Raw genomic sequence first — 25,659 nt, forward strand, 5'->3', positions numbered from 1 at the left:
TCCAGACTTAGCTTTTTTTGTTTTGTTCAAATGCCTGATAAACAGCCTCTTCACCACTTAGTCCATTCTGGTAAGCCAATTCCAGTGCATTCATCATTTGTTTAAAATCCTTTGGAATAACACGTACGAACTTAGGCAACATGTTCTCCCAGTTGTCCAGTACTCGCCGGGCAACAGCACTCTTGGTATATTGGAAATGATTTTCTATTAATTCTTTAACCTCTTCAATGTCAGCAACACTCTCTAAATATTCCAGAGCCACCATTTCCTTGTTGCAGCGCTGGTTAAAGGTTCCTTCCTCATCCAGAACATAGGCGATACCACCAGACATACCAGCGGCAAAGTTTCTACCCGTTGAACCAAGAACCACCAATCGGCCACCAGTCATATACTCACAGCCGTGGTCGCCAACGCCTTCCACAACGGCACGAATTCCACTGTTTCTGACACAAAATCTTTCACCGGCCACACCACGGATATAGGCTTCTCCAGATGTTGCACCATAGAAAGCAACATTACCGATAATAATATTTTTCTCTGGCACAAAGGTAGAATTATGTGGAGGATAGACAATGACTTTGCCACCGGAAAGTCCTTTACCGACATAGTCGTTGGCATCTCCCTCTAGGGTAAGGGTAATACCCTTGGGCACAAAGGCCCCGAAACTCTGACCTGCAGAACCCATAAATTTTAACCGAATGGTATTCTCAGCCAATCCTGCAGCACCGTAACGCCGGCTGACTTCACTTCCCAGAATGGTACCCACTACCCTGTTTATATTGCGAATGGGTAAAGTTGCTTCCACTGGTTTGCCTTCTTCCAAAGCAGGTTTGCATATTTCTAAAAGCTGCTGCATATCCAAGGACTTCTCTAATCTGTGATCCTGTGTAGTGATACAATATCTTACCGCGGTTTCAGTCCCCTTCGGTTGATAAAGTAGGGTTGACAGATCCAAACCTTTTCTCTTCCAGTGATCAACCGCTTCATCCACCTCTAAAACATCTGTTCTGCCAATCATCTCGTTAATGGTACGGAAGCCTAAACCAGCCATAATTTCCCTAATTTCCCGGGCGATAAACTGCATAAAATTCATGACATATTCAGGTTTCCCTTGAAAATTCTTGCGCAGTTCAGGGTTCTGGGTAGCAATACCCACAGGACAAGTATCAAGATTGCAAACCCGCATCATGACACAACCCATGGCAACCAGAGGTGCAGTGGCAAAACCATACTCTTCTGCACCCAGCAATGCAGCAATAACCACATCCCGCCCAGTCATCAGCTTACCATCGGTTTCCACAACAATTCTATCCCGAAGATTATTAAGCATCAGGGTTTGGTGGGTTTCTGCCACTCCTAATTCCCAGGGTAATCCTGCATCCCTCATACTGGTCCTCGGTGAGGCACCGGTGCCCCCGTCATATCCACTAATCAATACCACATCGGCTCTTCCCTTTGCTACACCCGCAGCAATGGTACCAACTCCCACCTCAGAAACTAACTTCACATTGATTCTGGCCCTGGGGTTGGCATTTTTGAGATCATGAATCAACTCTGCCAGATCCTCAATGGAATAAATATCATGGTGTGGAGGCGGTGAAATCAGTCCTACCCCTGCTGTGGTACCCCTTACTTCTGCAACCCAGGGATATACTTTACCGCCGGGTAACTGACCGCCTTCACCAGGTTTTGCTCCCTGGGCCATTTTAATTTGTATCTCGTCAGCATTTACTAAATAGTGGCTGGTCACACCGAAGCGACCGGATGCCACCTGCTTAATGGCACTGCGTCTGGAATCCCCATTGGCATCTGGAATAAAACGGGCTGGATCTTCCCCGCCTTCACCTGTGTTGCTTTTACCACCAAGGCGGTTCATAGCAATGGCCAAACATTCATGGGCCTCTTTACTGATGGATCCAAAGGACATAGCACCAGTCTTAAAACGGCGGCAGATGGATTCTACCGATTCTACCTCATCGAGGGGGACATGCTCTCTCTGATTCTTAAATTTAAACTGTCCCCGGAGGGTACAACTCTTTTTCGTTTCTTCATCCAGCAATTGCGAGTATTGCTTAAAGACGGCATAGTCGCTGTTGCGGCAGGCCTGTTGGAGATAGTAAATACTTTGCGGATTAAACAGGTGCTCTTCGCCATCAGCCCGCCACTGGAAAACGGAGCCGGAATCAAGGGGTATTTCTGGACTCTGCTGTTCTGGATATGCCCGTTGGTGACGCATTGCCACTTCCCTGGCAATGGCTTCTAAATCAATCCCGCCAATTCTGGAGGGTGTCCAGGTAAAGTACTGATCGATAACCGATTGGTGAATGCCAATGGCCTCAAAAATTTGTGCACCACTGTAACTTTGAATGGTTGAAATACCCATTTTGGACATAACCTTAACAATACCCTTGGTGGCTGCTTTGATGTAATTCTTAATGGCATCCTTGGGGCCAATTTCAGTAAGGTATCCTCTGTTTACCATATCTTTGAGGGTTTCAATGGCTAGGTAAGGGTTAATAGCACTGGCACCATACCCCAGTAACACTGCAAAATGATGAACTTCCCTGGGTTCTCCGGTTTCCAGCAAAAGGCTTACTCTGGTACGTGTACCTTTCCGAATTAAATGGTGATGCAAACCAGACACCGCCAGAAGGGCTGGTATGGCCGCATGCTCTTTATCTATTTGGCGATCTGACAAAATCAGTATATTGGTACCCTTGGCAATGGCAGAGTCGGCTGCTTCAAAAAGGGTGGTCAGCGCCTCTTTAAGTCCCGTGCTTCCCTTCGCAACCCTATAGAGGATCGGGAGAGTAGTGGCTTTAAATCCTTCTACCTGGATATGACGAAGCTTTTCCAGTTCTTCATTACTCAAAATAGGGGTTTTGATTCGAATCCTACGGCAACTGTCTGGCTCAGGTTTAATTAGGTTCTTTTCTGAGCCAAGGGTGGTACCAATGGCTGTAACGATTTCCTCCCGGATAGCATCAATGGGCGGATTGGTTACCTGGGCAAACAACTGCTTGAAATAACTATATAAAAGCTGGGGTTTTTCTGACAACACAGCCAATGAAGCATCATTACCCATGGCTCCCACCGGATCAAGACCCTTTTCAGCCATCGGCTGTAGGGTTTTAACTAGGTCTTCATGGGTATAACCAAAGGCCTGCTGCCGTTGAATAATAGGTCCAAAATCTTGCTTCGTGTCCTTACCAATCTCCGGCAGATCTTCCATATTAACCATGTATTGATCAATCCACTGACCATAGGGATGCTGGCTAGCGATCTGCTGTTTTAACTCTTCATCGCTAATAATTCTGCCCTCTTCGGTGTCCACCAGCAACATTCTCCCGGGTTGTAAACGCTCTTTATAGGCTACATTTTCAGGATCAATATCTAAAACGCCCACTTCTGATGCCAATATAATCATGTCATCCTTAGTCACATAGTACCGGGAGGGCCGCAAACCATTGCGATCCAGAGAAGCTCCAATCACTTTGCCATCGGTAAAGGCTATGGCCGCAGGGCCATCCCAGGGCTCCATCAGACAGCTGTGGTATTCATAAAATGCTTTTTTCTCTTCACTCATACTTTCATGGAAGGACCAAGGTTCTGGTATCATCATCATCGCAGTATGAGGCAAGGATCGACCGGAAAGGTGAAGAAACTCCATACAGTTATCAAAGATAGCTGAATCACTACCCTCCTGATCAATAACCGGTAAAATCTTTTCCATATCCTCCCCAAACAACTCTGACTGGCATATGGCTTGGCGGGCATGCAACCAGTTCACATTTCCCCGGAGGGTATTTATTTCACCGTTGTGGATGAGGTAGCGATAGGGGTGAGCCCGTTCCCAACTGGGAAAAGTATTGGTGCTAAACCGCGAATGCACCAATGCCAGGGCAATTTCAATAGTCGGATCCTTTAAGTCTAAATAAAACTGATCCAACTGTTCGGGAGTGAGCATTCCTTTATAAACAATGGTTCTGGAGGACAAACTGGCAAAGTAAGCGCTTTCGCCTTCTGTCAGTCCGCATTGGTTGATGCTCTTTTCTGCACGTTTTCTAATAACATAAAGCTTTCGCTCGAAACTCAGGTTATCCTTAATCTCTGGATTAGCTCCAATAAAAACCTGAAGTATATACGGTTGTGCAGATTTTGCTGATTCGCCAATCATCGTATTATCTACCGGTACTTCCCGCCAACCTAACAGACTTTGGCCCTCTTCTCGAATAATTTGTTCCAGTTTCTGCTGGCAATTCTTTAGGGCAGAGGGTTCATTAGTCAGGAAAAGCATCCCAACACCATATTGGCCCGCAGGTGGTAGATGAATCCCCAGTTTATCACATTCTTTTCCGAAAAAACCATGGGGTATCTGCATTAAAATCCCGGCACCATCCCCAGTATTTGTTTCGGCTCCCTGTCCTCCCCGGTGGTCAAGGTTTATCAGAATGGTTAAAGCCTTATGCAAAATATCATTTGTCTTTTTACCTTTAATATTTGCCACAAATCCAATACCACAGGCATCATGTTCAAAATTTGGGTCGTAGAGGCCTTGTTTTGGGGGAATTGCAATTGTACTCACGGGTAAGACACCACCTTATAAAATGCTCAAGATAATTATTTGAATATTCTTTTAATTAAAAAAGGGCATAAAATGCCCGGGTTAAGGCAAACCCCTTTTGGAACGTAAGCTTCACCCGGGCAAAGGTTTTACCATTTAGAATTAGCTGGGTTTAGAATTTTGTTAAGTATTCCTCGAGTTCCCAAGGACTTACTTGCATTCTATAGCGATCCCATTCAATATTTTTTGCTTCCATGTATCGCTCGAAAATATGGGGTCCCAAAGCTTCTTTAATTACTTCATCAGCAGCTAAGGCCTTAATTGCTTCAGAGAGATTTTCCGGCAGGTTTGCAATGCTCATTTCCTGACGTTCAGCCAGTGTCATCTCATAAATATTGCGATCACAGGGCGAAGGTGGAACCATACCCTTTTTAATACCATCTAAGCCAGCCCTTAGGCAAACAGCCAGCGCCAAATACGGGTTGCAGGACGGGTCTGGACTACGTAGTTCAATACGGGTCGACATGCCCCTCTTAGCAGGGATCCTAATCAATGGGCTACGGTTTTGGGCAGACCAAGCAACATAGACTGGCGCTTCATAACCTGAAACCAGTCGTTTGTAAGAGTTCACAGTGGGATTAATGATGGCAGTAATAGCATTAATATGGTTCATTAACCCAGCAATATAGTTCATACTAATTTGACTCATGCCATTGGGGGTTGTGGTATCATAAAAAGCATTTTTACCATCCTTGGTTATTAAGGACTGGTTTAAGTGCATCCCGGAGCCAGCCATGCCAAAGACAGGCTTCGGCATAAAGGTGGCATGGAGTCCATGTCTCTGAGCAACTGTACGTACAGCCAGCTTAAAGGTTACAATTTTATCGGCTACATCCAGAGCATCAGAATATTTAAAGTCTATTTCATGCTGACCTGGTGCCACTTCATGGTGGGAAGCTTCTATCTCGAATCCCATCTGTTCCAAGGTTAATACCATGTCACGGCGGGCATCCTCACCCAGGTCAATGGGTGTCATATCAAAATAACCAGCCCTGTCGTGGGTTTTGGTGGTAGGACGCCCCTCACTGTCCACGTGGAACAGAAAAAACTCTGCTTCTGGTCCTACATTCATGCTATAACCCATTTCCTCAGCTTCGGCAATGGCCCTACGCAGAGCATAACGCGGGTCACCAATAAAAGGTGTGCCATCCGGATTATAGATGTCGCAAATGAGACGAGCCACTGCACCGTCACGGGGTTTCCAGGGATAAACCACAAAGGTACTGGGATCCGGACGAAGATACATATCTGATTCTTCAATCCGCACGAATCCTTCAATAGAAGAACCGTCAAACATCATTTCGCCTTCCAGTGCCTTATCCAGTTGTTCAACAGTGATGGCTACGTTTTTTAATACTCCAAAGATGTCGGTGAACTGCAAGCGAATAAATTTTACATTTAATTCTTTGCATAATTGCCTAACATCGTCGTTAGTCAGCTTAGCCACAATACAATAACACACCTTTCTCCATAACGTCACATGGGATTAGTATAGCATAAAAATAATAAAAGCCCACATACAGGTAAAACAAAATTTCACCCGCTGTAGGCTTCATTGCCATTCGTTAGCACATCATCGTGCTTTTCAATTAACATTATTATAATGAATCAGATTTAAATAGTCTACCCCTAAATTCGATGAATTATGTATACCTCAGTAAACAATTGAACGGCAAAGCACTCCCAACTGGGATAGCTTTGCCGTCCGGTTCTAATTATTTAGTTCATGTATTGGTTTTAGTAGAGTGTAAGGTATTTTTTAATCTCCCATTCATGTACGGTGGTTCTGAATTCGTCCCATTCTTCGATTTTTCCTTCAATAAATTTCTCCAAGATATGATCCCCTAAAACAGAAGAGATCACTGGGTTCGCCTGGAGTTCCAACACTGCTTCTTGTAAGCTGCCGGGAAGGCTCAGAATACCATCCACTGCCCTTTCATCTGCAGTCATATGATAAATGTTCTTTTCCGTGGGCACCGGTGGTTTAATTTTGTTCTTTATACCATCTAAACCAGCCTTGAGGGCCGCAGCAATGGCTAAGTAGGGGTTGCAGGCTGGATCAGGGTTCCGTAGTTCAACACGGGTTGACATTCCTCTTTTGGCCGGAATCCGGATTAAAGAACTGCGGTTACGCAAAGACCAAGCTACATAGCAGGGCGCTTCATAACCGGGCACCAGTCGCTTGTAAGAGTTTACGTTCGAATTTGTTAGGGCCGCAAAAGAACGGGCGTGCTTAATTAACCCCCCGATGTAATACTTGGCAATTTCACTTAACTGATCCGGGGTGTTGGGATCGTAAAAGGCATTCTCTCCATCTAAAGTAAACAGAGATTGGTTCATATGCATGCCGGAACCATTGATCCCGAAGATAGGCTTTGGCATAAAGGTAGCATGTAAACCGTGCCGCTGGGCCATGGTCCGTACGACAAATTTAAAGGTCATAATTTTATCGGCTACATCCAATGCATCGGAATACTTAAAGTCAATTTCATGCTGGCCCGGAGCAACTTCGTGGTGAGAAGCTTCAATTTCAAAACCCATCTCTTCTAGGGTCAGAACCATAAAGCGTCGAGCATTTTCCCCCATATCGATGGGAGTCATATCAAAATAGCCGGCTTGGTCGTGGGTTTCAGTGGTGGGTCTTCCCTCTTTGTCAACATGAAAAAGGAAAAACTCACATTCTGGTCCTACATTCATGGTATAGCCCATTTCCTTTGCTTCGGCCAAAACCTTTTTGAGTGCATATCTGGGATCTCCCTCAAAGGGCGTTCCATCTGGATTGTAAACATCACATATCAGACGGGCCACGGCGCCCTCCCTGGGTCTCCAGGGGAATACCACAAAGGTACTGGGGTCCGGACGTAAGTACATATCTGATTCTTCGATACGACAAAAGCCATGGATAGAAGAACCATCGAACATTAACTCACCGTCTAAAGCTTTCTCCAGTTGTTCTACAGTAATGGCTAAATTTTTTAAGACACCAAAAATATCCGTAAACTGCAACCGAATGAATTTTACCCCCATCTCCCGAGCCTGTTCTAACACTGCCTTTTTAACTGCCATGTCCATATTAATCCACCTTTCATTGGTTATTTCATCAATAAAAAAACACCTTTCATAAGAGAGTCTATCCTCTTACAAAAGGCATCATTGCCTGACTAGAACATCGTTGTTCAGAGTATGTTGTTTTGAGCTTACTCTAGATTTATAGTATGGGCCAAAATAATCGCTTCGGCCACTGCTCGCATGGAAATCCTTTTGTTCATACTTTGCCGCTGAATCTTTTTAAAGGCCTCTTCTTCAGTTAAGCCCATTGCCTTCATCAATATACCCTTGGCCTTCTCCACCAGCTTACGTGATTCTAAGGTTTCTCTTAAATCTTTTATCTTTTTTTCCAGTTTAATAATCTCTTGATAGTTGCCCAGAGCCAGTTCCACCGCTGGTAATAAGTCTCTGTCATCTAAAGGTTTTTGAATCACATGAAAGACTCTTATTTCCCTAGCCTTCTCAACTAGATTTGGTTGCAGAAAATCCGTTGTTATAATAACCGGTCCAATTTTATCTTCATACATAATCCGGGCTACTTCCAACCCACTGAAACCTGGCAGGTTATCATGGGTAATCACTAAATCTGGTTGACGGGTCCGGGCCAGTTTTAATGCACTTGGTCCATCCGAGGCCTCTCCCACAACCAAGTAACCCATCTTATTTAACATGGTTTTTAGTTGTTTAGTCCAGATTGGATCTACATCAACTACAATGATTCTAACATTGCCCACCGGAATCCCTCCGAATGCAAAAAACCCAGACAGGATAATCTCCTGCCTGGGCATCGTTGCCATAATCGGATACATCATTGTATCCTTAGTGTTCAACTACTTTTATTATAGAGAATTTTTATTATCCAGTCAACTATTTTTTGAATTCAGCCGATGTAAGAACTAGCTAAGAATTTTCTCCACTTCGTCGGCGTCAGCATTCATGATGTACTTGATACCACTGATTTGAGCAGCCTCCGGGGTTAAAGCTACCAGATCTTCCCGAGTAATATAGTCCAAACCAAATTTACGGGCACCACACATGAACTGACGCAAACCCTGGGATAAACGTTCAAAGTAAGAGTAAACACCGATAGCTCCCACTGGCAGTGCATCAAAGCGATCACCCAGTTTTTCCTTTAATACAGCAGCGTTAATGAAAATCTGCTCCAGGTTTTCACCGTATTTCTTATATTCATTAGGTACTTTACCAGTTTTAAGCATCTCGCCAATGTTTTTGCCTACCATGGCAGCGGTCAGAGGAGACCGTGCCATAGCAATGGCCTTAACATAGGGAGCACTCATGGCAAAGCCTTTAAACATATGGTCTTCCAAGGTTAAACCGCCGGCAATGGCAATAGGAGGTACATATTCACCCTTGGCAGCCAGTTTATCACAGTATTTGGTTAGCAGTGACTGAATGTAAACGGTGGGCAGACCCCATTCGTTCATCATCCGCCAGGGGCTCATGCCAGTACCACCACCAGCACCATCAACGGTTAACAGGTCAAGTTTAGCCAGTGATGCAAATTTTACAGCCCGGGCCAAATCTGCAGGACGATAAGCACCGGTCTTCAGGGAGATGTACTTGGCTCCAGCAGCCCGTAATTCTTCAACTCTCTTTAAGAAGCCTTCTTCGCTAACCATACCAATACGGGAGTGACGTTCGAATTCCTTAAAGGCACCAGCTTTATAAGCTTCTTGTATTTTTGGATCTTCCGGGTTGGGAAGAACAATGTAGCCACGGCCCTTTAACTGCAGAGCACGTTCCAGGGTATTCAGCTTTACTTCGCCACCGATATCTTTGGCACCCTGACCCCATTTAATTTCTACGAAATCTACGCCCAATTTTTCAATGGCGTATTCCTGAACACCCAGGTTGGTATCTTCTACGTTGGCCTGTACAGCGATAAAACCAGCACCTTGGGACCATTCTTGGAAATCCTTGACTCTCCTGGCTAAGTTGGGAGAGTGAACTACACGACCATTTTTGATCTCTACATTGGGGTCCATTGCACAAACGTTCTCACCGATGGCAATACCTGCACCAGAAATGGCACAACCAGCAGCCAGGTGATCCCAGTTATCAGAAGCAATATTGGTGGAACCCATAGCAGCAACCACGATGGGGGTCGTCAGTTTCAAATCTTTATTGGAACCCAGGAATGATTCTAAATTAACGGCCGGGAAAATAGCCTTATCAGGATCTGCCTCAATACCTTTAGCCCCTACGGCAGTACCCATAATGTTAAAGTGGGAATAATCAACGGGATAATCCTTTTGTGATGCAGAAGTTGTTTTGCCAAAGGGCTGCGGATAAAGGGTTTCCTTACCACGAACGGCGGATTTGCCAATCTCGCAGAAACCAGGGCAACCATCCAAACAGGTGGTGCACATGCCGCTAAAGGGGCAGTAGCTATCGGGAGTACGCAGTTTGGTAAGGGTAGCAGTGCTGGCATTGATGCCTTTACTATAGGTCATTAACATTACCTCCTAAGAATATTATCTAGTCATTTAATTTAAACCTACTTCTCCGCCGAGCTTGGCAAAGTAAATAGGGTTCTTTTAATAATTAGTTAGATATTTCTCAATCTCCCAGGGATGAACATGGTTATGGAATTCTTCCCATTCCTGCTTTTTAAAATCCATATAGCGTTTAAAAATGACTTCACCCAGGATTCCTTTGACAAACGCATCCTGCATCAAAGCATCCAAGGCTTCACCTAGGTTTCTTGGTACGCGGTGATCAAAGGTATCTTCATCCAGTGATGTGGGTAGGGGTAAATTCTGTTCAATCCCTGCTAGGCCAGCTTGCATAACAAGGCACAGGGCTAAATATGGATTACAGGTGGCATCGGGGCTTCTCCAAACAATCCTGGTATCGTTACCCCGCTGTCCTGGCACACGAATCATGGAGTTACGATTGCCCTCAGACCAGCCTTTTAACACACGGTCCAAATTGGAATTCCCAAGTCTCTTGTAGGAATTTACCAAAGGGTTTGCCACTGCAGTAATGGCCGGGGCATGGTTGGTTATTCCTGCAATAAAACTGCCTGCCCAGGAACTGAGACCATAGGAACCAGCATCCTCCCACAAGGCATTGGTTCCGTCCCGCCATAGGCAAAGATTCAGTGCCATACCAGAGCCATTGTATTTGGGTAGAGGCTTTGGCATAAAAGATGCGTGCAAACCATGACGTTGGGCAATGGTCCTTACTACAAATTTGAAGGTGGCAATTTTATCAGCCATGCCCAAAGGATCCTCTTCCCTCAGTACAATTTCATGTTGACCGGGGGCACTCTCATGGTGGCTGGACACAATTTGGAAACCCATTGCTTCCAATGTAAGCACCATATCCCGGCGAGCATTTTCACCCAAATCCACGGGAGTTAAATCACAAAGGCCTGCATTGTCGTGGGGACAAGAAATTGGGTGGCCCTGCTGATTGGTTTGAAAAAGAAAAAATTCAATTTCTGCACCCACTGAAAGTTCGAGGTTGTTTTTCTCCAACCTTGCCAGGGAATCTCTCAATTTGCTACGCACACATCCAGGATATGGTTTGCCTGTTGCATCCACAACATCACAGATTAATCGGGCCACTGCCCCTTCCCGGGGACGCCAAGGAAAAACTTCAAAGGTTGTGGGGTCTGGTTTTAGAAAAACATCCCTTTGATGGGCTCCGTATTTTCCTTCTAATACAGCACTGTCTAAGCTAATCCTGGACTGCAAGGCCCTTTCCAGTTCTTCTACGGTAACTGCAACGTTCTTAAAAGAACCTTGAATGTCTGTGAACTGAAGTCGTACAAATTTAACATGACATTCCTGTGCTTTTTCCATAACCTCTTGGGCATTTAACAGCTGCATGTTGTCCTCCTTGGTGGTTATCTTGCAAAACAAAAACGCCCCAACTAGACCCTATTATAAAGGTCCAGTTGGGACGCCTTTGCCCCTTGACTCATTTACCTATTGAATAATATAACTGGTTGAGTTCCATAAGTCAACAAAGGAGCTTTTGATATATTGTATACATAAAAAGTTCAAAGTACACCTCTACCTGTTAAGGGACGAAATTACCAATTGCGCCACCTTTGCCAGTGAACAACAACGGTCCATACTTACCTTTTGCATATACCGATGGGCTGTCTGTTCATTAAATCCTTTTTTCTCGATTAATAGACGTTTGGCTTGCTCGACTAAACGTTTTTCCTCAAGCTTTTTCTTTAATTTTTTGTTTTCCTCTTCCATTCTTACCATTCTTTTAAAAGTAGCCAGGGCCATTTCCAAAGTGACAATTAAATTGATATCATCCACGGGTTTAATTATAAAACCAAGTACAGAGGATACCTTTGCCTCTTCAAGTAACTCTCGGTGGCTAAAGGAAGTTACTAAAACCACTGCTGCCAAGTGATGTTCTTCAATGATTCTGGCAATTTCCAGACCTTTACTACCCGGAAGTTCTCCTTCCATAAGTATAATATCCGGTTGGTTTTGAAAGGCTGCTTGCAACGTACTCCTGCCGTCCTCGGTCTCTGCAACAACCAGGTAATCATTCTGCTGGAGTATATCTTTAAGCTTTTTTCGAAAATCCGGGTCGGGATCTGCCAGCAGTACACGCCTGCTAAACATGTTCTACACTCCAATTTACACTAACGTTAAAATAAATTTTAACCCTAAACCCTAACAATGTCTATCTTTCTCACAATTTTGATTTACCTTTGCATGATAATCCATAAATTAGCAAAATGAAATCATGACACTTTTACTCTCCCCACCGTAATATGAATTATACAATTAAAAAGTCAATGTTTTTGACACAGGGGCAATGGCGCCACCTGTTAAAAGGTATTGAAATTACCTTTAGCAGGTGGCGTTTCTTTTGTGTAACTTAACAAGTACTATGTACTAAGGAGGATGAAAGATATGTGTGGAATCACTGGTTGGATTGACAAAGACATTCAATTTCCCCGGGATCATTCTATCCTTAAAGCCATGACGGCTACTCTTTTTAATCGTGGTCCAGATTCTGAAGGTTATTGGTTCTCTTCCAGAGTTGCCCTTGGCCACCGACGCCTTGCAGTTGTGGACCCTGAGGGCGGTGCCCAGCCTATGGTTCGTATGATTGGTAATAAGACCTATGTAATTGTTTACAATGGTGAGCTTTACAATACACCAGAATTACGCCGTGAATTGTTATACAGGGGTTATACCTTCCAAGGACATTCCGATACAGAAGTATTGCTCACATCCTACATTGAGTGGGGGCCTCGGTGCGTAAACAAGTTTAATGGTATCTTTGCCTTTGGCATATGGGACGAAGTAGAACAAACCCTGTTTATGGCCCGGGACCGCCTGGGTGTAAAACCCTTATTTTATGCCAAAAGGTCCACTGCCTTTATCTTTGGCAGTGAGTTAAAAGCCCTACTGTCACACCCCTTAGTAAAACCAGAGGTGGCAGCGGATGGACTGGCAGAAATTTTTGCCCTGGGACCCGCCCGTACCCCAGGTCATGGTGTATTCAAGGATGTTCATGAGCTACGACCCGGCTACACTCTGACCTTTAAGGATGATTGTATTCATATCCAACGTTATTGGCAATTAATTAGTCAGCCCCATGAAGATGATCTCCAAAAAACAACGAACAAGGTTCGAGAATTACTGGAGGATTCCATTACGCGTCAGTTGGTAGCAGATGTGCCGGTGTGCACCTTTTTATCCGGCGGGCTGGATTCCAGTGCAATCTCTGCTTTTGCGTCCAAAGCCTATGGCGACCAAGGTTTAGAAGGTTTGGTTACCTATTCAGTTGACTATGTTGATAATGATCGCTACTTCAAACCCAGTATTTTTCAACCAAACTCCGATGCACCCTGGGTAAAACGTATGTCCCAATTTCTAAATTCTAAGCATCATTATGTAACGGTGGATACACCCAAGCTTATTGAATCCTTACGAATTGCTATGCGGGCCCGGGACCTGCCGGGGATGGCCGATGTGGATTCATCCCTCTATCTTTTCTGCCAAGAAATAAAGAGGGCTGCTACAGTGGCCCTGTCCGGTGAATGTGCCGATGAAATCTTTGGCGGCTATCCCTGGTTCCACCGGGAAGAGGATTTAAAGGCGGGTATCTTTCCCTGGTCTCAATTTATGGATGACCGAACCCAACTGCTTCGACCAGAGATAGTGGATTATATTAATCCCAAAGCCTACGCAACTGCCCGTTATCAAGAAACCTTAGGGGAGGTACCCCTTCTGGCTGGTGAAGACCCGGCAGAAACAAGAAGACGGGAAATGTTCTATTTAAACTTTATTTGGTTTATGCAAACGTTATTGGATCGTAAGGATCGCATGAGCATGGCCACAGGACTGGAAGTTCGAGTTCCTTTCTGTGATCATAGAATTGTCGAGTATGTTTGGAATGTCCCCTGGTCTATGAAAAACTTTAACGGCAGGGAAAAGGGGTTACTTCGTTTAGCCTTAGCCGGTATACTGCCTGAGGATGTGCTGGAACGGCGCAAGAGTCCCTATCCGAAAACCCATAACCCAGCGTACCTTGTGGCCGTAAGAAACCTACTTAGGGACATTCTAAAGGACCCCTCTTCACCTCTACTTCAGATTGTTAACGTTGATTTTCTTCGTTCTATGGTTGAATTAGAGGGGGATAGCTTCAGTAGACCCTGGTTTGGCCAACTCATGACGGGACCACAATTATTAGCTTATTTATATCAAGTAAACATTTGGCTAAAGGAATACAAGGTTGTGATTAAGTAAACATTCCCTGATTCTGTTTCTACCGTAACTAAAATAAAGGCCGATAATTTCCAAAGGGGAATTTATCGGCTTCTAGGGACGGTTCTTGACTTAAATTCAGTTTTTGAATTCAAATCAAGAACCGTTCCCGTTTGAATTGATCAGTTAACAACAGCATTTTTTTGTAATATACACCTTAATTTCATTTTTACCGATGACTTCGGAACTGCTCTCGAAGCCTTTGAAAAGAATTTCTCTTTCCAACCAAGGTGGGATGTGATTGCAGAGCACCTCTAAGGAGTAAAAATTTCCCTTACGAATAAAGGGTAGCAAGGCCTGTTTAGAAGTAATGCTCAGAGATTGTTCTTGTATTTCCTTGATGGAGATCCGGTAACAGCCGCTGAAAGTCTCCACTGGAACAGGTGGGCTTACCGCATCCCCCCGTATACTTTTCTTTGGTTCTTCTTCCTTGGTTAGTATATAATCCAGAAAGTTCACTGGATTACCCTCGAATTCCCAAACACTGCAGTTGGATTTTTCCAAAGCAAAGTAGGGTATCCCAGTAACGGAAAGGCCTACAAAGGTTTTACAGGGTCCTATGAAGTCAACCAACTCATTCATCTGTTCCCTTAAGGCTTTAATATTAAAATTATCCCCCAAAGAAAAATCCTTTTCTCTAGCTATCTGCCACTGGCCCTTATCTCTTAGATAGACCATAACTTTACCATTTTGATAAAGGCTGATGGTCTCTCCGTTATTGCCCACATAGACTGCTATTTCTTTGGTCATTTGGTATCCCTCCTTTGTCTGGGGGTCTTTTTCTCTTATAGTTCCAATCGTTTAACTGGATTGCCTCCTTCTAACACAGTACCCAAATCCTACTGACCTGGGCACTGCTCCATTTTGTTAAATAAGATTAGGACTTACGGCATCAAACTCTCGGGATCGGTCATCACTTAGCAGACCAATGGCATCGGCCCGACACTGCTTGCAATGACGCATTTGTTGCAAATCAATCTGGCACAGATCCCTCATTTGATTGAGTTCCTTCATATTTGTTGAGGGGAGCTTGGCAAAAACAGTGCCTTCCACTGGAATAAGTGGCATAATATTGCTCATAAAGGCCCCCAGTTGTTTAACTTTTTTGACTACCTCGGAAATCTCCTGGTCATTGATGCCTTTAATCATAACAATGTTGACTTTAACCAAAACACCCTGCCCAGCCAGATACTGGATACCCGTTAATTGATTTTGCAATAAAATCTTGGCCCCTTCAATGCCAGTATATTTTTTCCCTTGGTAATGAACAAATTGGTAAATTTTTGCCCCCGTTTCTGGGTTTACAGTATTCATCGTCACGGTTACATGCTTGATACCCAGCTTAACGATTTCCGGAGCATAATGGGGCAACATTAATCCATTGGTTGATAGGCAAAAGATCATCTCTGGATTTGATGCTTTGATACGTTCAATGGCTTCCCGTGTACTTTCCCAATTGGCCAGGGCATCGCCCGGTCCGGCAATCCCTACCACACTCAGATTGGGAAATTTCTCTTTAACCACAATAAATTTTTGTTGAGCCAATATAGGTGTTATCACCTGGCTGGTAACCCCTGGTCTGCTTTCATTGGTGCAATCATATTTGCGGTTACAGTAATTGCAGCCGATATTGCATTGGGGAGCCACCGGCAGATGCATGCGGGCATACTTATGATGAGCTTCCCTGGAATAGCAAGGGTGCTTGCTGGTTTGCTCCATTAGTTTCGTTGATTGGTTATTGTTAGTTTGATTGCATAAGCATGACATGCTGTTCACCACAACTTTCTGTAGATAATTCCTGACCTTCTTGCTCCCCTTGATAGAACATTTGGTACATGGAATCCCGATAATTTTTATGTTTATTTTCTAGCAGGGTATTAGTTACCCGGTCTAAGAACATGGTAGTACCTGCATAGCAAATTGATAGTAGGCGCTGCCCTCCTGTCCGATCAAGAATGGGAAATCCGTATCGAACCAAGGGAATTCCCTCCCTTTCAGTAAGATACTTGCCATCTGAGGAACCGATGGCAATGTTGGCCTTTCCCCTGCTTTTTAGTCGAATAGTAGTAAAATCGGTCTCCGTTAAGACGGTACATTCTATTGGAGCATTGGCTAAACATTCATCCAGCAACTGGGCAAGTTTTAGGTTTTTACTGCCGGTCGCCACCACCACAGGGTGAATGCCATTCTCGATGCAAGTTTTCACAACACCATAGACATTTTCAGGTTCTCCATAGATAACACTGCGTCCCTGACCATTGTACTTGTGAGAATCAATCATACAATCCAGAAGCCTGCCCCTTTCCTGCTCCAAGCAAGTTGGCAAAGGGTTGCCCGATAACTCTTGCAATACATTCATAAATAAATCGGTGTTTTCAATTCCCATGGGCAGGGGTAAATTATAAAGCGGTACACCAAACTCCTTTTCTAAGTATTTTCCTGGTGACATACTGTCATCCACCGTGAGACCCAGTTGGATGGTAGCAACAGCTCCACCCATGGCTGCAATATCGGCTAATTTAGTGCCTCCTTCAGGCATTTTTTTATAAGGTCTTTCATAGGGGCGGTCCATGGTATCAGAAAAATCGGGTAACAAGATGTATTCCATCTGCATCAGTTGTAGAACACGCTTGATCTCCCGGATATCTGCCGGGCTAATGTTGGGAACTATGACATTTATTTTGTTATGAGTTTCTGTTTTACGGGCTAGTTTAGCAACAATTTTTTTCAGTGTTAACCAGTATCCTTCACTGTGAGTGCCACCGTAACCGGGTGTGTTGACTGTTATCACCGTTAAGTCCCCATAGTCTCTTTCTGTTAAATACTCTTGACTGATCCTGCCAATATCTTCGCCAATGGTTTCTGCCAAACAAGTTGTCAGGATGCCGATCACCTTGGGCTGGTAGGCTTTGATGATATTGTCCAGACCTTTTTTTAAATTTTGTTCTCCTCCATAAATGGTGCCTTTTTCATTTAAGGAGGAAGAGGCTACATCGACGGGTTCATTAAAATGCTCTGCCATATGCCGCCTCATGTAAGTGGCGCAGCCCTGGGAACCATGAATAATCACCATACAATGCTCTAAACCCTTTAAGACCAGGATGCCACCCATGGGCATACACATATTACATGGGTTTTCATTGACATCTCGGAAATTCGCTCCACTTTTTCCCCTATCCATAGACCTCTTCCCTCCTTATACATATTTCCAGACTGGTGAACAAAGGGTGGTATAAACCTCTTTGGCTAGGTTTACTGCTCCCACAAAACCACTCAAGGGATGCTTTCGGTCATGATTATGGTCAATAAAGGCAACACCCAATTTGTAAGCCAAAGGTCTTTCTTTAACGCCTCCCACCAACAGGTGAGCTCCCTTATCCACCATAAACTTTTCTAATTCTGTCGGATTCGCATCATCCAAAATAATGGTTCCGTCATCCACCAGATCATTAATGGTTTCGTATTCTTCCTTTCGTCCGGTTTGCGTTCCGATCATGACAACATCAATACCAATTTCTCTAAACTGTTTGACCAGGGAGATAGCCTTAAACCCTCCCCCTACGTAAATAGCGGCTTTTTTACCTTGCAACCTTTGTCGATACCACTCTAACTCGGGCTCAACCCGAACTGTTTCCCGCTGCACCAACTTTTCTACTTGGGACATCATATCTTCATCGCCAAAAAAAACAGCAATCTTTCGCAGGGAAGCGGTCGTATCCTGCAGACCCAAGAACGAAATATTAAAGTAGGGAATCTTATAAAGTTCCTTCATTCGTTCAGCCATATAGATCATAGAGCCAGCACACTGAATGATATTCACAGATGCATGGGTGGCATTTTTTAATGCCTGATATTTTGAGTCGCCGGTAAAGGCCACATTTACGTTAACCCCAATTTCCTTGAGGTAGTTTTTTATAATCCATACCTCTCCGGCCAGGTTGAAATCACCTAGATAATTCAGCGTATTTTTTTTCTGGGCAACTTTGGCATTATCCCTTTGAATAAGTCGAAGTAACGCATCACAGGCGGCCCGGTACCCTGCCGATTTATTTCCGGCAAAGCCGCTGGACTGCACCGGAATCACCTCAATTTGGTGTTTATCAGCAGCAGCCTTACAGACGGCTTCCAGATCATCCCCAATCACCCCGACAATGCAGGTGGCATAGACAAAAACTACTTTGGCAGGATGCTTTTCAACCAATTCATCAATGGCCCGAGCTAATTTCTTTTCACCACCGAAAATGACATCCTGTTCTTTCAGATCAGTGGAGAAACTGTTCCTGTACAAGTCAGATCCACTGCTGAGACTCCCCCGGATATCCCAGGTATAGCTGGCACAGCCAATAGGACCATGAACCAGATGGATGGCATCAGTAACCGGGTTTAGAACAACCCTGGCCCCACAGTAAACACAGGCTCGCTGGCTGACACAACCGGCAACACTGTCTGTGTCACACTTCAGTTGTTTCTTCTGTTTTCCCTTGGTGATGATGGAATCTTCCCTTTCTTGAAAAACCGTATCCTGCAATACTGCTTCCCGCACATCCATCACTCCTTTCAAACTTATAATGAGTTGGAACAGGAGGCCAGTAACCTGCCTCCTTGTTCAGTTTTCGTTACATTACCAACTCAAAATCTTCATCCTTGGCATCTCTGTCTTGCCGCTCCAGCAACGCATTGCTGATCATTTCAAGCAAGCGCATGGCGCCTTTGTAACCTACCACCGGCAGGTAAGAGTGTACACTTCTGTCCAGAATGGGGAAGCCCAGACGAACCAGTGGAATATCTTCCGCCCTGGCAATATATTTGCCATAGGTATTGCCAATCAAAAGATCAACGGGTTCATTCTTGATCCATTGGTGCAATTCAAAAAGGTCACCCGCTGCCTTTACTCTTCCTTCTACACCAGCATCTTTTAACATGCTCTTCACTTCATCCTCAAAGTTTCCTACCATAGTACCAATGGCCCCCCCGCTACCAGGAGTACCCGTTAATACATGGATGGGTATCATGCCCAAGCTTAAGACAAATTCGGTCATGGCAATAACAATATCTGGATCGCCAAAGATGGCAACTTTTTTGCCGTGGAAGTGGAAATGGGTATCGGTCATGATGTCCACCAACTGTCCCCGCTCCTCTTCCAATTCATAGGGAACATCTACAGTAAACTTGTTCATTAATGCCATTAAAAACTCGTCAGTGGCCTTGATGCCAATGGGTGTCTTCAGGGTTACCGCAGGAACCTGGCATTTTCTATCCAACTGGTTGGCAGCATCGGATGAAGCATAGCTACCCAAGGCTAGGGTTACTTTAGAATTCCCTGTATCAATGAGTTCCGGTACGGTGGTTCCACCCTTGGGAAACATTTCATATTTACCGGTCATCGGGGTATCCACAACCCCGGTAGTATCTGGGAACATAATAAACGGAATCCCCATGGTCTTGACAATTCTTTTAATTTCTCTCATGTCCCCAGGGTTAACAAAACCTGGAATTACATTAGCCTGTTCTTTTTTTGTTTCCAGAGAAGCTTCAGATAGGTAGTTGACCATACCCTTCGTCATATTGGAAAAGCCTGTTACGTGGGAACCTTGATAACTGGGTGTATTAGCATGAATAACCAGTTTACCCTCGGGGACTTCCGATGTCCGAATAAAGGTTGGCAAATCATCCCCAATGGTTTCGGATAGACAGGTCGTATGCACTGCCATAATATCTGGATTATAGATGGCAAATACGTTTTTTATGGCTGTTTTTAAGTTGGCACCGCCACCAAATACAGAGGCACCTTCGGTAAAGGAACTGGTCGAAGCCATAATGGGATCACGAAAATGCCGGGACAGGTGCATACGGTGATAGGAGCAACATCCCTGGGAACCGTGGCTGTGGGGCAAGCACCTGTGGATGCCCAGCGCAGCATACATGGCTCCAATGGGCTGACAAGTTTTAGCCGGGTTAATCATGCCGCCAGTACGTTTTCTAATTTCTTTCGGTGTGCAATCTAGCATTTTGAGCATCCTCCTTCCTCAATGGTTCCTTCTATAATTGGTTTGTTTTTCCAGGGCGGGGTAGTAAAATTCCAGGTGGGTGAAACAAAACCCATGGCCACATCCTCCGCAAATTTCACTGCACCCTTAAAGCCTGCATAGGGACCACTGTAATCATAGGAGTGTAATTGTTTAGCCGGAATGCCCATTTTTTGTACAATATATTTATCTTTAATACCAGACGCAAAGATATCCGGCTTTAACAGTTTGATAAATTCTTCGGTTTCATAGTGATTCAGGTCATCTACAATGACATGGCCTTCCTTCATCTCCACATTCATTCCTTTGTAATAACTCAAAGGAATTTGTTTTTTCAGTTCTTCCATCCGTTCCGGTGAGATTTTTAGCTTAAATCTTCTCTGATCCGGTTCTACCTGCAGGTTAGGAATGTTTTTAGTATCTGCATCCAATTTGATTTCAGGGATGATCTCTCTGCCCTCGTAATCATCCCTGTGAGCAAACTCATAACCTGCCAGAACGGTTTCGATCCCAAGTTCTGCAAACAACCCCTGATAATGGTGACCTCTGGAGCCCCCCACGAAGCAAAAGGCAGTCTTTCCTTCACATATTTTTTTGTATTGATCAATGACCGGCTCAATTTCCGCCAGTTCCCTGGCAATGACCTCTTCGGTCTTGCGGATTAATTCTGGATCACCGAAATAAAGGGCCATATTTCTCAGGGTATCAATGGTAGACTGAATCCCAATAAAGTTTACTTTCAACCAGGGTGTACCATATTTGGTTTCCAGCATTTCTGCAATATAATTGATCGAACGATGGCACTGAACCAGGTTTAACTCAGCCACATGGGCATTTTTTAAATCTTTATAGGAGCCATCACCGGTCATTACCGAAATAACGGTGTAGCCGATTTCTTTTAGTACTCGCTCAACCTCCCAACTATCGCCACCGATGTTGTATTCTCCCAGCATGTTAATGGGATACTTGCCAGGAGATTCTTCCCAATCTCCCTGGCCGATGACCCTATCCATCAAAATATTGTTGGCAATATGATGACCCGCTGACTGGCTAACACCTTTGTAACCTTCACAGTTAAAGGCCATCACCGGAACACCATGTTTTTCTTCAGCTGCCTTGGCCACGGCGTTCAAGTCATCCCCAATCAGCCCCACCGGGCAGGTGGCTGAGACGGTAATGGCATTGGGCTTAAAGATCTCCACAACATCATCAATCATTCTAGCCAGCTTTTTCTCCCCACCAAAGACAATATCACTTTCCTGCATATCGGTAGAAACGCAGTAAGTAAGGAAATTCTTCTTGGGGTCCTCGGATACTGCTTTGTTGCGTCGGGTTAACCATGAATAGTAACCACAACCAATGGGTCCATGGGTGATGTGCACAATGTCTTTCAGCGGACCCAACACAACACCTTTACATCCAGCATAGGCACAGCCGCGGTTGGTAATAATTCCTGGAACGGTTCTAGTGTTAGCCTCGATTTCTTGACGGGCCTGCTCCGGATCCCTAATGACAATATGTTTCTTACGATTTCTCTTTACTTTTGCCGGGTATTGACTAAAAATCTCCTCCAGCTTTTTTTCATCAATGGCCACTTGCTGCACCTCCTCTAGCTACTGATTTAAATGGCTATCTCTCCCTGCTCGCCGGTTCTCACTCGAACAGCACCCAAGACTGGTCCTACGAAGATTTTGCCATCTCCTTTGTGGCCTTCCTTATTGACCTCAATAATGGCACCTACAACCTTTTCCACTTCATCATCATGGACCAATATGGTTAACAGGCGTTTAGGAATTAAGCGAGCCCCTTCTGACAAGCCATCGGCTAAAATCCCACCAATTTCTTCTTTGTTTCCTAACTCATTGATGATATAGAAGTCCACCTTCATTTTTCCCCTTCCCATTACCTTCATGGCATGCAGACCGCAAACACCAATCTCCGATAGGGCTTTCTTCGTAACATTAACCTTATTCATCCGAATAATTGCAATGATTTCTTTCATAGATTCATCCCCCTACAGGCCTTTTGTGCCACTGCTAATGGTATAAGCTTCCTCCACAGGGGTAACAAAAATTTTACCGTCTCCGAAGGCTCCTTTTTTGCCGGTTTTGGCATACTTGGATACGATACTGATAACATCATCCTTATCCTTTTCCTCCTGAACCACCAGCATCAACATTTCCTTGGGAATTTCGTCGTAGACAACTTCCCCAACCTTTACACCCCGCTGCTTACCACGGCCAACCACATCCATTTTCGTTACGGCAGGAAATCCGGCACTGTTTAACTCCGCTAAGATAATATTAGACTTTTCTGGTCTAACGATTGCTCTGATCATTAACATCGAATTCACTCCTTGAATTTCAATTAATCTTGGATTAATCCAGAATACCGTGGGCCATTAATAATTCTTCCAGTCGATCCTGGGTCATAGGCTTGGGAATAACAAACATATCATTGCCGTCTATATTTTGGGCCAAAGTCCGATACTCATCAGCTTGGGGCTGTGCAGGATCAAAATCAATGACAGTCTTCTTGTTAATTTCTGCCCTTTGCACCATGTTGTCCCTGGGAACAAAGTGAATTAATTGAGATCCCAGTTCCTTCGCAAATGCGGTTAGCAATTCTAGTTCATTGTCAACCTTACGGCTGTTGCAAATAATGCCGCCCAGTCTCACACCGCCGGTATTTGCAAATTTTTGAACACCTTTGGAAATATTGTTGGCTGCATAGAGGGCCATCATCTCACCGGAAGCCACAATATAGATCTCCCGGGCTTTACCTTCCCGGATCGGCATAGCGAAACCACCACAAACAACGTCCCCCAGTACATCGTAGAATACATAGTCCAGATCGTTGGTATAGGCTCCCAGGGACTCTAACAAATTGATTGAGGTAATAATCCCACGACCAGCACATCCTACACCCGGTTCAGGACCACCAGACTCCACACATTTGGTATCCCCATAACCAGTTTTTAAAACATCCTCTAAATCAATATCCTCACCCTCATCACGCAGGGTGTCCAGAACAGTCTTTTGGTTCAAACCGTGTAATAACAGGCGGGTTGAATCAGCCTTAGGGTCACAGCCTACTACCATAATCTTTTTACCGGCCTCTGCCAAGGCAGCCACCGTGTTTTGCGTAGTCGTAGATTTACCAATACCACCCTTGCCATAGATCGCAATTTGTCTCATGTTTCATTCCTCCTGTTTTAGGTTTTTAAAAAAAGACCAGGCCGCTGGAACCTATAAATTCCAGCGGCCTCAACGCCAAAACACTCCATTGTATATAGGGAGGGTATTGTCTTAGTTAAAATACAAAACGCCGGTTCTATAAGAACCGGCGCCCTCGCCATTTGTCATTTGATACTACAACGTATCTTTTAAATTGATTTAGATTATAGCAAATCAATTAGGCTATATCAATGGGTTTACTCTATGAATACAGTACACTTTTTACTAAAGCAAATTATTTTAGAACCAGTTTCTTAAAAGGGGCTGTTTGCACAAGAACCATTCGGTTCATTGTGCAACAGCCCCTTCACTTTTTTCAATTTTAAGTCAATCAATTGGTGTAGATTTATGCCTATGCTTCTTTAGCAACTCTTTTATCTACCCGGATCGCTGTGTCGGGGCATACCATCTGACAGATACCACAGGCGATACATTCGTCATTGGTCTCTACCGAGGGGGTTCCGTACACACCCAGTACTTTGGACCAGGAAATGCACTTTTTAGGGCATTTTTGGATGCACAGACCACAACCCTTACACAGACCGGGGAAAAGAGTCCAATCACCTTTGGTTAATTCTAGGGTACGACCTTTGAATTCCATGATTTCCCCCCCTATTTCATTAGCTCAATGCCGCGATCAATGGCCTTGAAGTTCAGTTCACGCAGCTGAGGATTCTGTTCAAATTTGTAACCCAGTTTCTTTTCGATGGCGGCCTTGGCAGTTTCCACTGGAATCACTCCAGTGGCACCAATAACAGCACCCATGATCAGAATGTTAAACACCCGGGGGTGCAGTTCGTTTTGGGATATTTCTAAAGCAGGAATAGCTAATACTTTCTTAGCTTCACCTTCCTTAGGAAGATCCTCTTCTACACCCTGAATGCTTGCATCATATACAAAGACAGTATTGGCATCAACATATTGTTTGCAACGACGTACAGCCCGATCACTCAATGTAACCAGAATATCGGCTTTATCAAATTTAGGAGCTCCGATGGGCTTGTCAGCAATCTGCAGGAAAGCAATTGATACACCACCACGCTGCTCAACACCAAAGTTGGGAATGTAGAGTGCTTCGCGGCCCTCTGCATTGGCAGCATCAGCAATAATACCTGCTACGGATTGAACACCCTGGCCACCTTCGCCGGCCAAACAGATTTTTACAGCTTTAGCCATTCTGCTGAGCCTCCTTTTTAGCCTCGAAAGGGTTTTTCTTTTCCCCTACTTTGTAGTACTGAGTCATTTCTTTTTCAATAAAGGCCCAGGTCTTCTCAGCATTGGTCCGCCAGTTGGTGGGACAACCAGCCAGTGCTTCAACGAAGGAGAAGCCCCTTCCATCTATTTGGTTTTGCAGCGCTTTTTTAATATAACTCTTTAATTGCTTTAAGTTAGAAGTGGTACCGCGGGCAACATAGGCACCGTCTCCAGTGATGGCAGAGATCATTTCAGGTCCCTGGGTGGGCATACCGGTTGCTTCGGGGTCACGTCCATAGGGAGCTGTTTCAACCTTTTGTCCGGGCATGGTACAGGGGGACATCTGACCACCGGTCATGGCATAAACGGTGTTGTTGGCCAGCAGTACAGTTACTTTCTCATTACGAGAAGCAGCGTTAACAATGCCGCCAATACCAATGGCATAACCGCCGCCATCACCCATATATGCAACACAGATCATATCGGGGTTTGCCCGTTTGATACCAGTCATTACCGGGGTAGTACGACCATGGTGGGTTTGTACACTGTCACAGTTGAAGAAATCCCAGGACAGCAAAGAACATCCAATGTCACATCCGAATACAACTCTATCTTGAATACCCAGTTCATCAATGGCTTCGCCCAGGCATTTTAATACCAGGCCGTGGCCGCAACCGGGACAGAATTTATGGGGCTTGCTTTCTGCACGCCAGCTTTTAGGCATGGCAGGTTGTGGAGACACAGACATGTTGGAA

20 protein-coding genes are annotated in these 25,659 nt (G+C 44.6%); 1 reads left to right on the top strand and 19 read right to left on the bottom strand.

All coding sequences use genetic code 11. The annotated features are described in order from the left end of the window. Positions 1-7: 7 nt before the first annotated feature. The 7 genes from gltB to DRED_RS14995 form a co-directional block, all read right to left on the bottom strand. Positions 8-4,585, bottom strand: coding sequence for a glutamate synthase large subunit (gene gltB / locus DRED_RS14965; RefSeq protein ID WP_011879104.1), 4,578 nt, complete (start codon positions 4,583-4,585; stop codon positions 8-10). 151 nt (positions 4,586-4,736) lie between these two features. Further along, positions 4,737-6,071 carry a type I glutamate--ammonia ligase gene (gene glnA, locus DRED_RS14970; RefSeq protein ID WP_041274667.1) on the bottom strand — a complete coding sequence of 445 codons (1,335 nt, stop codon included), beginning with the start codon at positions 6,069-6,071 and terminating at the stop codon, positions 4,737-4,739. Positions 6,072-6,361: 290 nt separating this feature from the next. Continuing rightward, a complete protein-coding gene (glnA, locus tag DRED_RS14975) occupies positions 6,362-7,696 on the bottom strand; it encodes a type I glutamate--ammonia ligase (RefSeq protein ID WP_011879106.1) in 1,335 nt (444 codons plus the stop codon). 125 nt (positions 7,697-7,821) lie between these two features. Beyond that, the gene (locus tag DRED_RS14980; protein ID WP_011879107.1) at positions 7,822-8,484 is read right to left on the bottom strand and encodes an ANTAR domain-containing response regulator; all 663 of its coding nucleotides are present in this window, start codon (positions 8,482-8,484) and stop codon (positions 7,822-7,824) included. Between the two features lie 84 nt (positions 8,485-8,568). Beyond that, positions 8,569-10,146, bottom strand: a complete 1,578-nt coding sequence (locus DRED_RS14985; protein ID WP_011879108.1) for an FMN-binding glutamate synthase family protein — start codon at positions 10,144-10,146, stop codon at positions 8,569-8,571. Between the two features lie 84 nt (positions 10,147-10,230). Beyond that, complete coding sequence (locus DRED_RS14990) at positions 10,231-11,529, bottom strand: glutamine synthetase family protein (protein WP_011879109.1); 1,299 nt, start codon at positions 11,527-11,529, stop codon at positions 10,231-10,233. Positions 11,530-11,715: 186 nt separating this feature from the next. Further along, the gene (locus tag DRED_RS14995) at positions 11,716-12,291 is read right to left on the bottom strand and encodes an ANTAR domain-containing response regulator (RefSeq protein ID WP_011879110.1); all 576 of its coding nucleotides are present in this window, start codon (positions 12,289-12,291) and stop codon (positions 11,716-11,718) included. Between the two features lie 294 nt (positions 12,292-12,585). Between DRED_RS14995 and asnB the strand changes: the two genes are divergently transcribed. After that, positions 12,586-14,430, top strand: a complete 1,845-nt coding sequence (gene asnB / locus DRED_RS15000; RefSeq protein ID WP_011879111.1) for an asparagine synthase (glutamine-hydrolyzing) — start codon at positions 12,586-12,588, stop codon at positions 14,428-14,430. A 144-nt stretch (positions 14,431-14,574) separates the two neighbouring features. Here asnB and DRED_RS15005 read toward each other — a convergent pair whose 3' ends face one another. The 12 genes from DRED_RS15005 to DRED_RS15060 all read right to left on the bottom strand — a co-directional run bounded on the left by DRED_RS15005 (position 14,575) and on the right by DRED_RS15060 (position 25,652). Then, positions 14,575-15,198, bottom strand: coding sequence for a Fe-only nitrogenase accessory AnfO family protein (locus tag DRED_RS15005; protein WP_011879112.1), 624 nt, complete (start codon positions 15,196-15,198; stop codon positions 14,575-14,577). A 117-nt stretch (positions 15,199-15,315) separates the two neighbouring features. Continuing rightward, entirely contained in the window at positions 15,316-16,167 is an 852-nt protein-coding gene (nifB, locus tag DRED_RS15010) for a nitrogenase cofactor biosynthesis protein NifB (protein ID WP_049755943.1), read from the bottom strand. A 22-nt stretch (positions 16,168-16,189) separates the two neighbouring features. After that, the gene (locus tag DRED_RS15015) at positions 16,190-17,629 is read right to left on the bottom strand and encodes a nitrogenase component 1 (RefSeq protein WP_011879114.1); all 1,440 of its coding nucleotides are present in this window, start codon (positions 17,627-17,629) and stop codon (positions 16,190-16,192) included. A 15-nt stretch (positions 17,630-17,644) separates the two neighbouring features. Then, positions 17,645-18,997, bottom strand: a complete 1,353-nt coding sequence (nifE, locus tag DRED_RS15020) for a nitrogenase iron-molybdenum cofactor biosynthesis protein NifE (RefSeq protein ID WP_049755912.1) — start codon at positions 18,995-18,997, stop codon at positions 17,645-17,647. Between the two features lie 67 nt (positions 18,998-19,064). After that, complete coding sequence (gene nifK / locus DRED_RS15025; RefSeq protein ID WP_011879116.1) at positions 19,065-20,456, bottom strand: nitrogenase molybdenum-iron protein subunit beta; 1,392 nt, start codon at positions 20,454-20,456, stop codon at positions 19,065-19,067. Further along, positions 20,450-22,069, bottom strand: coding sequence for a nitrogenase molybdenum-iron protein alpha chain (nifD, locus tag DRED_RS15030; RefSeq protein ID WP_011879117.1), 1,620 nt, complete (start codon positions 22,067-22,069; stop codon positions 20,450-20,452). The genes nifK and nifD overlap by 7 nt, the downstream gene beginning before the upstream one ends. A gap of 26 nt (positions 22,070-22,095) precedes the next feature. Next, positions 22,096-22,476: a P-II family nitrogen regulator gene (locus tag DRED_RS15035; protein ID WP_011879118.1), complete on the bottom strand. Its 381-nt coding sequence runs from the start codon at positions 22,474-22,476 to the stop codon at positions 22,096-22,098. Positions 22,477-22,488: 12 nt separating this feature from the next. Continuing rightward, complete coding sequence (locus DRED_RS15040; RefSeq protein ID WP_011879119.1) at positions 22,489-22,818, bottom strand: P-II family nitrogen regulator; 330 nt, start codon at positions 22,816-22,818, stop codon at positions 22,489-22,491. A 34-nt stretch (positions 22,819-22,852) separates the two neighbouring features. After that, on the bottom strand, positions 22,853-23,671 hold the full coding sequence (gene nifH / locus DRED_RS15045; protein WP_011879120.1) for a nitrogenase iron protein: 819 nt from the start codon (positions 23,669-23,671) through the stop codon (positions 22,853-22,855). A gap of 391 nt (positions 23,672-24,062) precedes the next feature. After that, the gene (locus tag DRED_RS15050; protein WP_011879121.1) at positions 24,063-24,311 is read right to left on the bottom strand and encodes a 4Fe-4S dicluster domain-containing protein; all 249 of its coding nucleotides are present in this window, start codon (positions 24,309-24,311) and stop codon (positions 24,063-24,065) included. Between the two features lie 11 nt (positions 24,312-24,322). Then, positions 24,323-24,886, bottom strand: coding sequence for a 2-oxoacid:acceptor oxidoreductase family protein (locus tag DRED_RS15055; RefSeq protein WP_011879122.1), 564 nt, complete (start codon positions 24,884-24,886; stop codon positions 24,323-24,325). Then, complete coding sequence (locus tag DRED_RS15060) at positions 24,879-25,652, bottom strand: thiamine pyrophosphate-dependent enzyme (protein WP_011879123.1); 774 nt, start codon at positions 25,650-25,652, stop codon at positions 24,879-24,881. The genes DRED_RS15055 and DRED_RS15060 overlap by 8 nt, the downstream gene beginning before the upstream one ends. Positions 25,653-25,659 lie beyond the last annotated feature (7 nt).

It is taken from the genome of Desulforamulus reducens MI-1 (genome assembly GCF_000016165.1).
Lineage (GTDB): Bacteria > Bacillota > Desulfotomaculia > Desulfotomaculales > Desulfotomaculaceae > Desulfotomaculum > Desulfotomaculum reducens.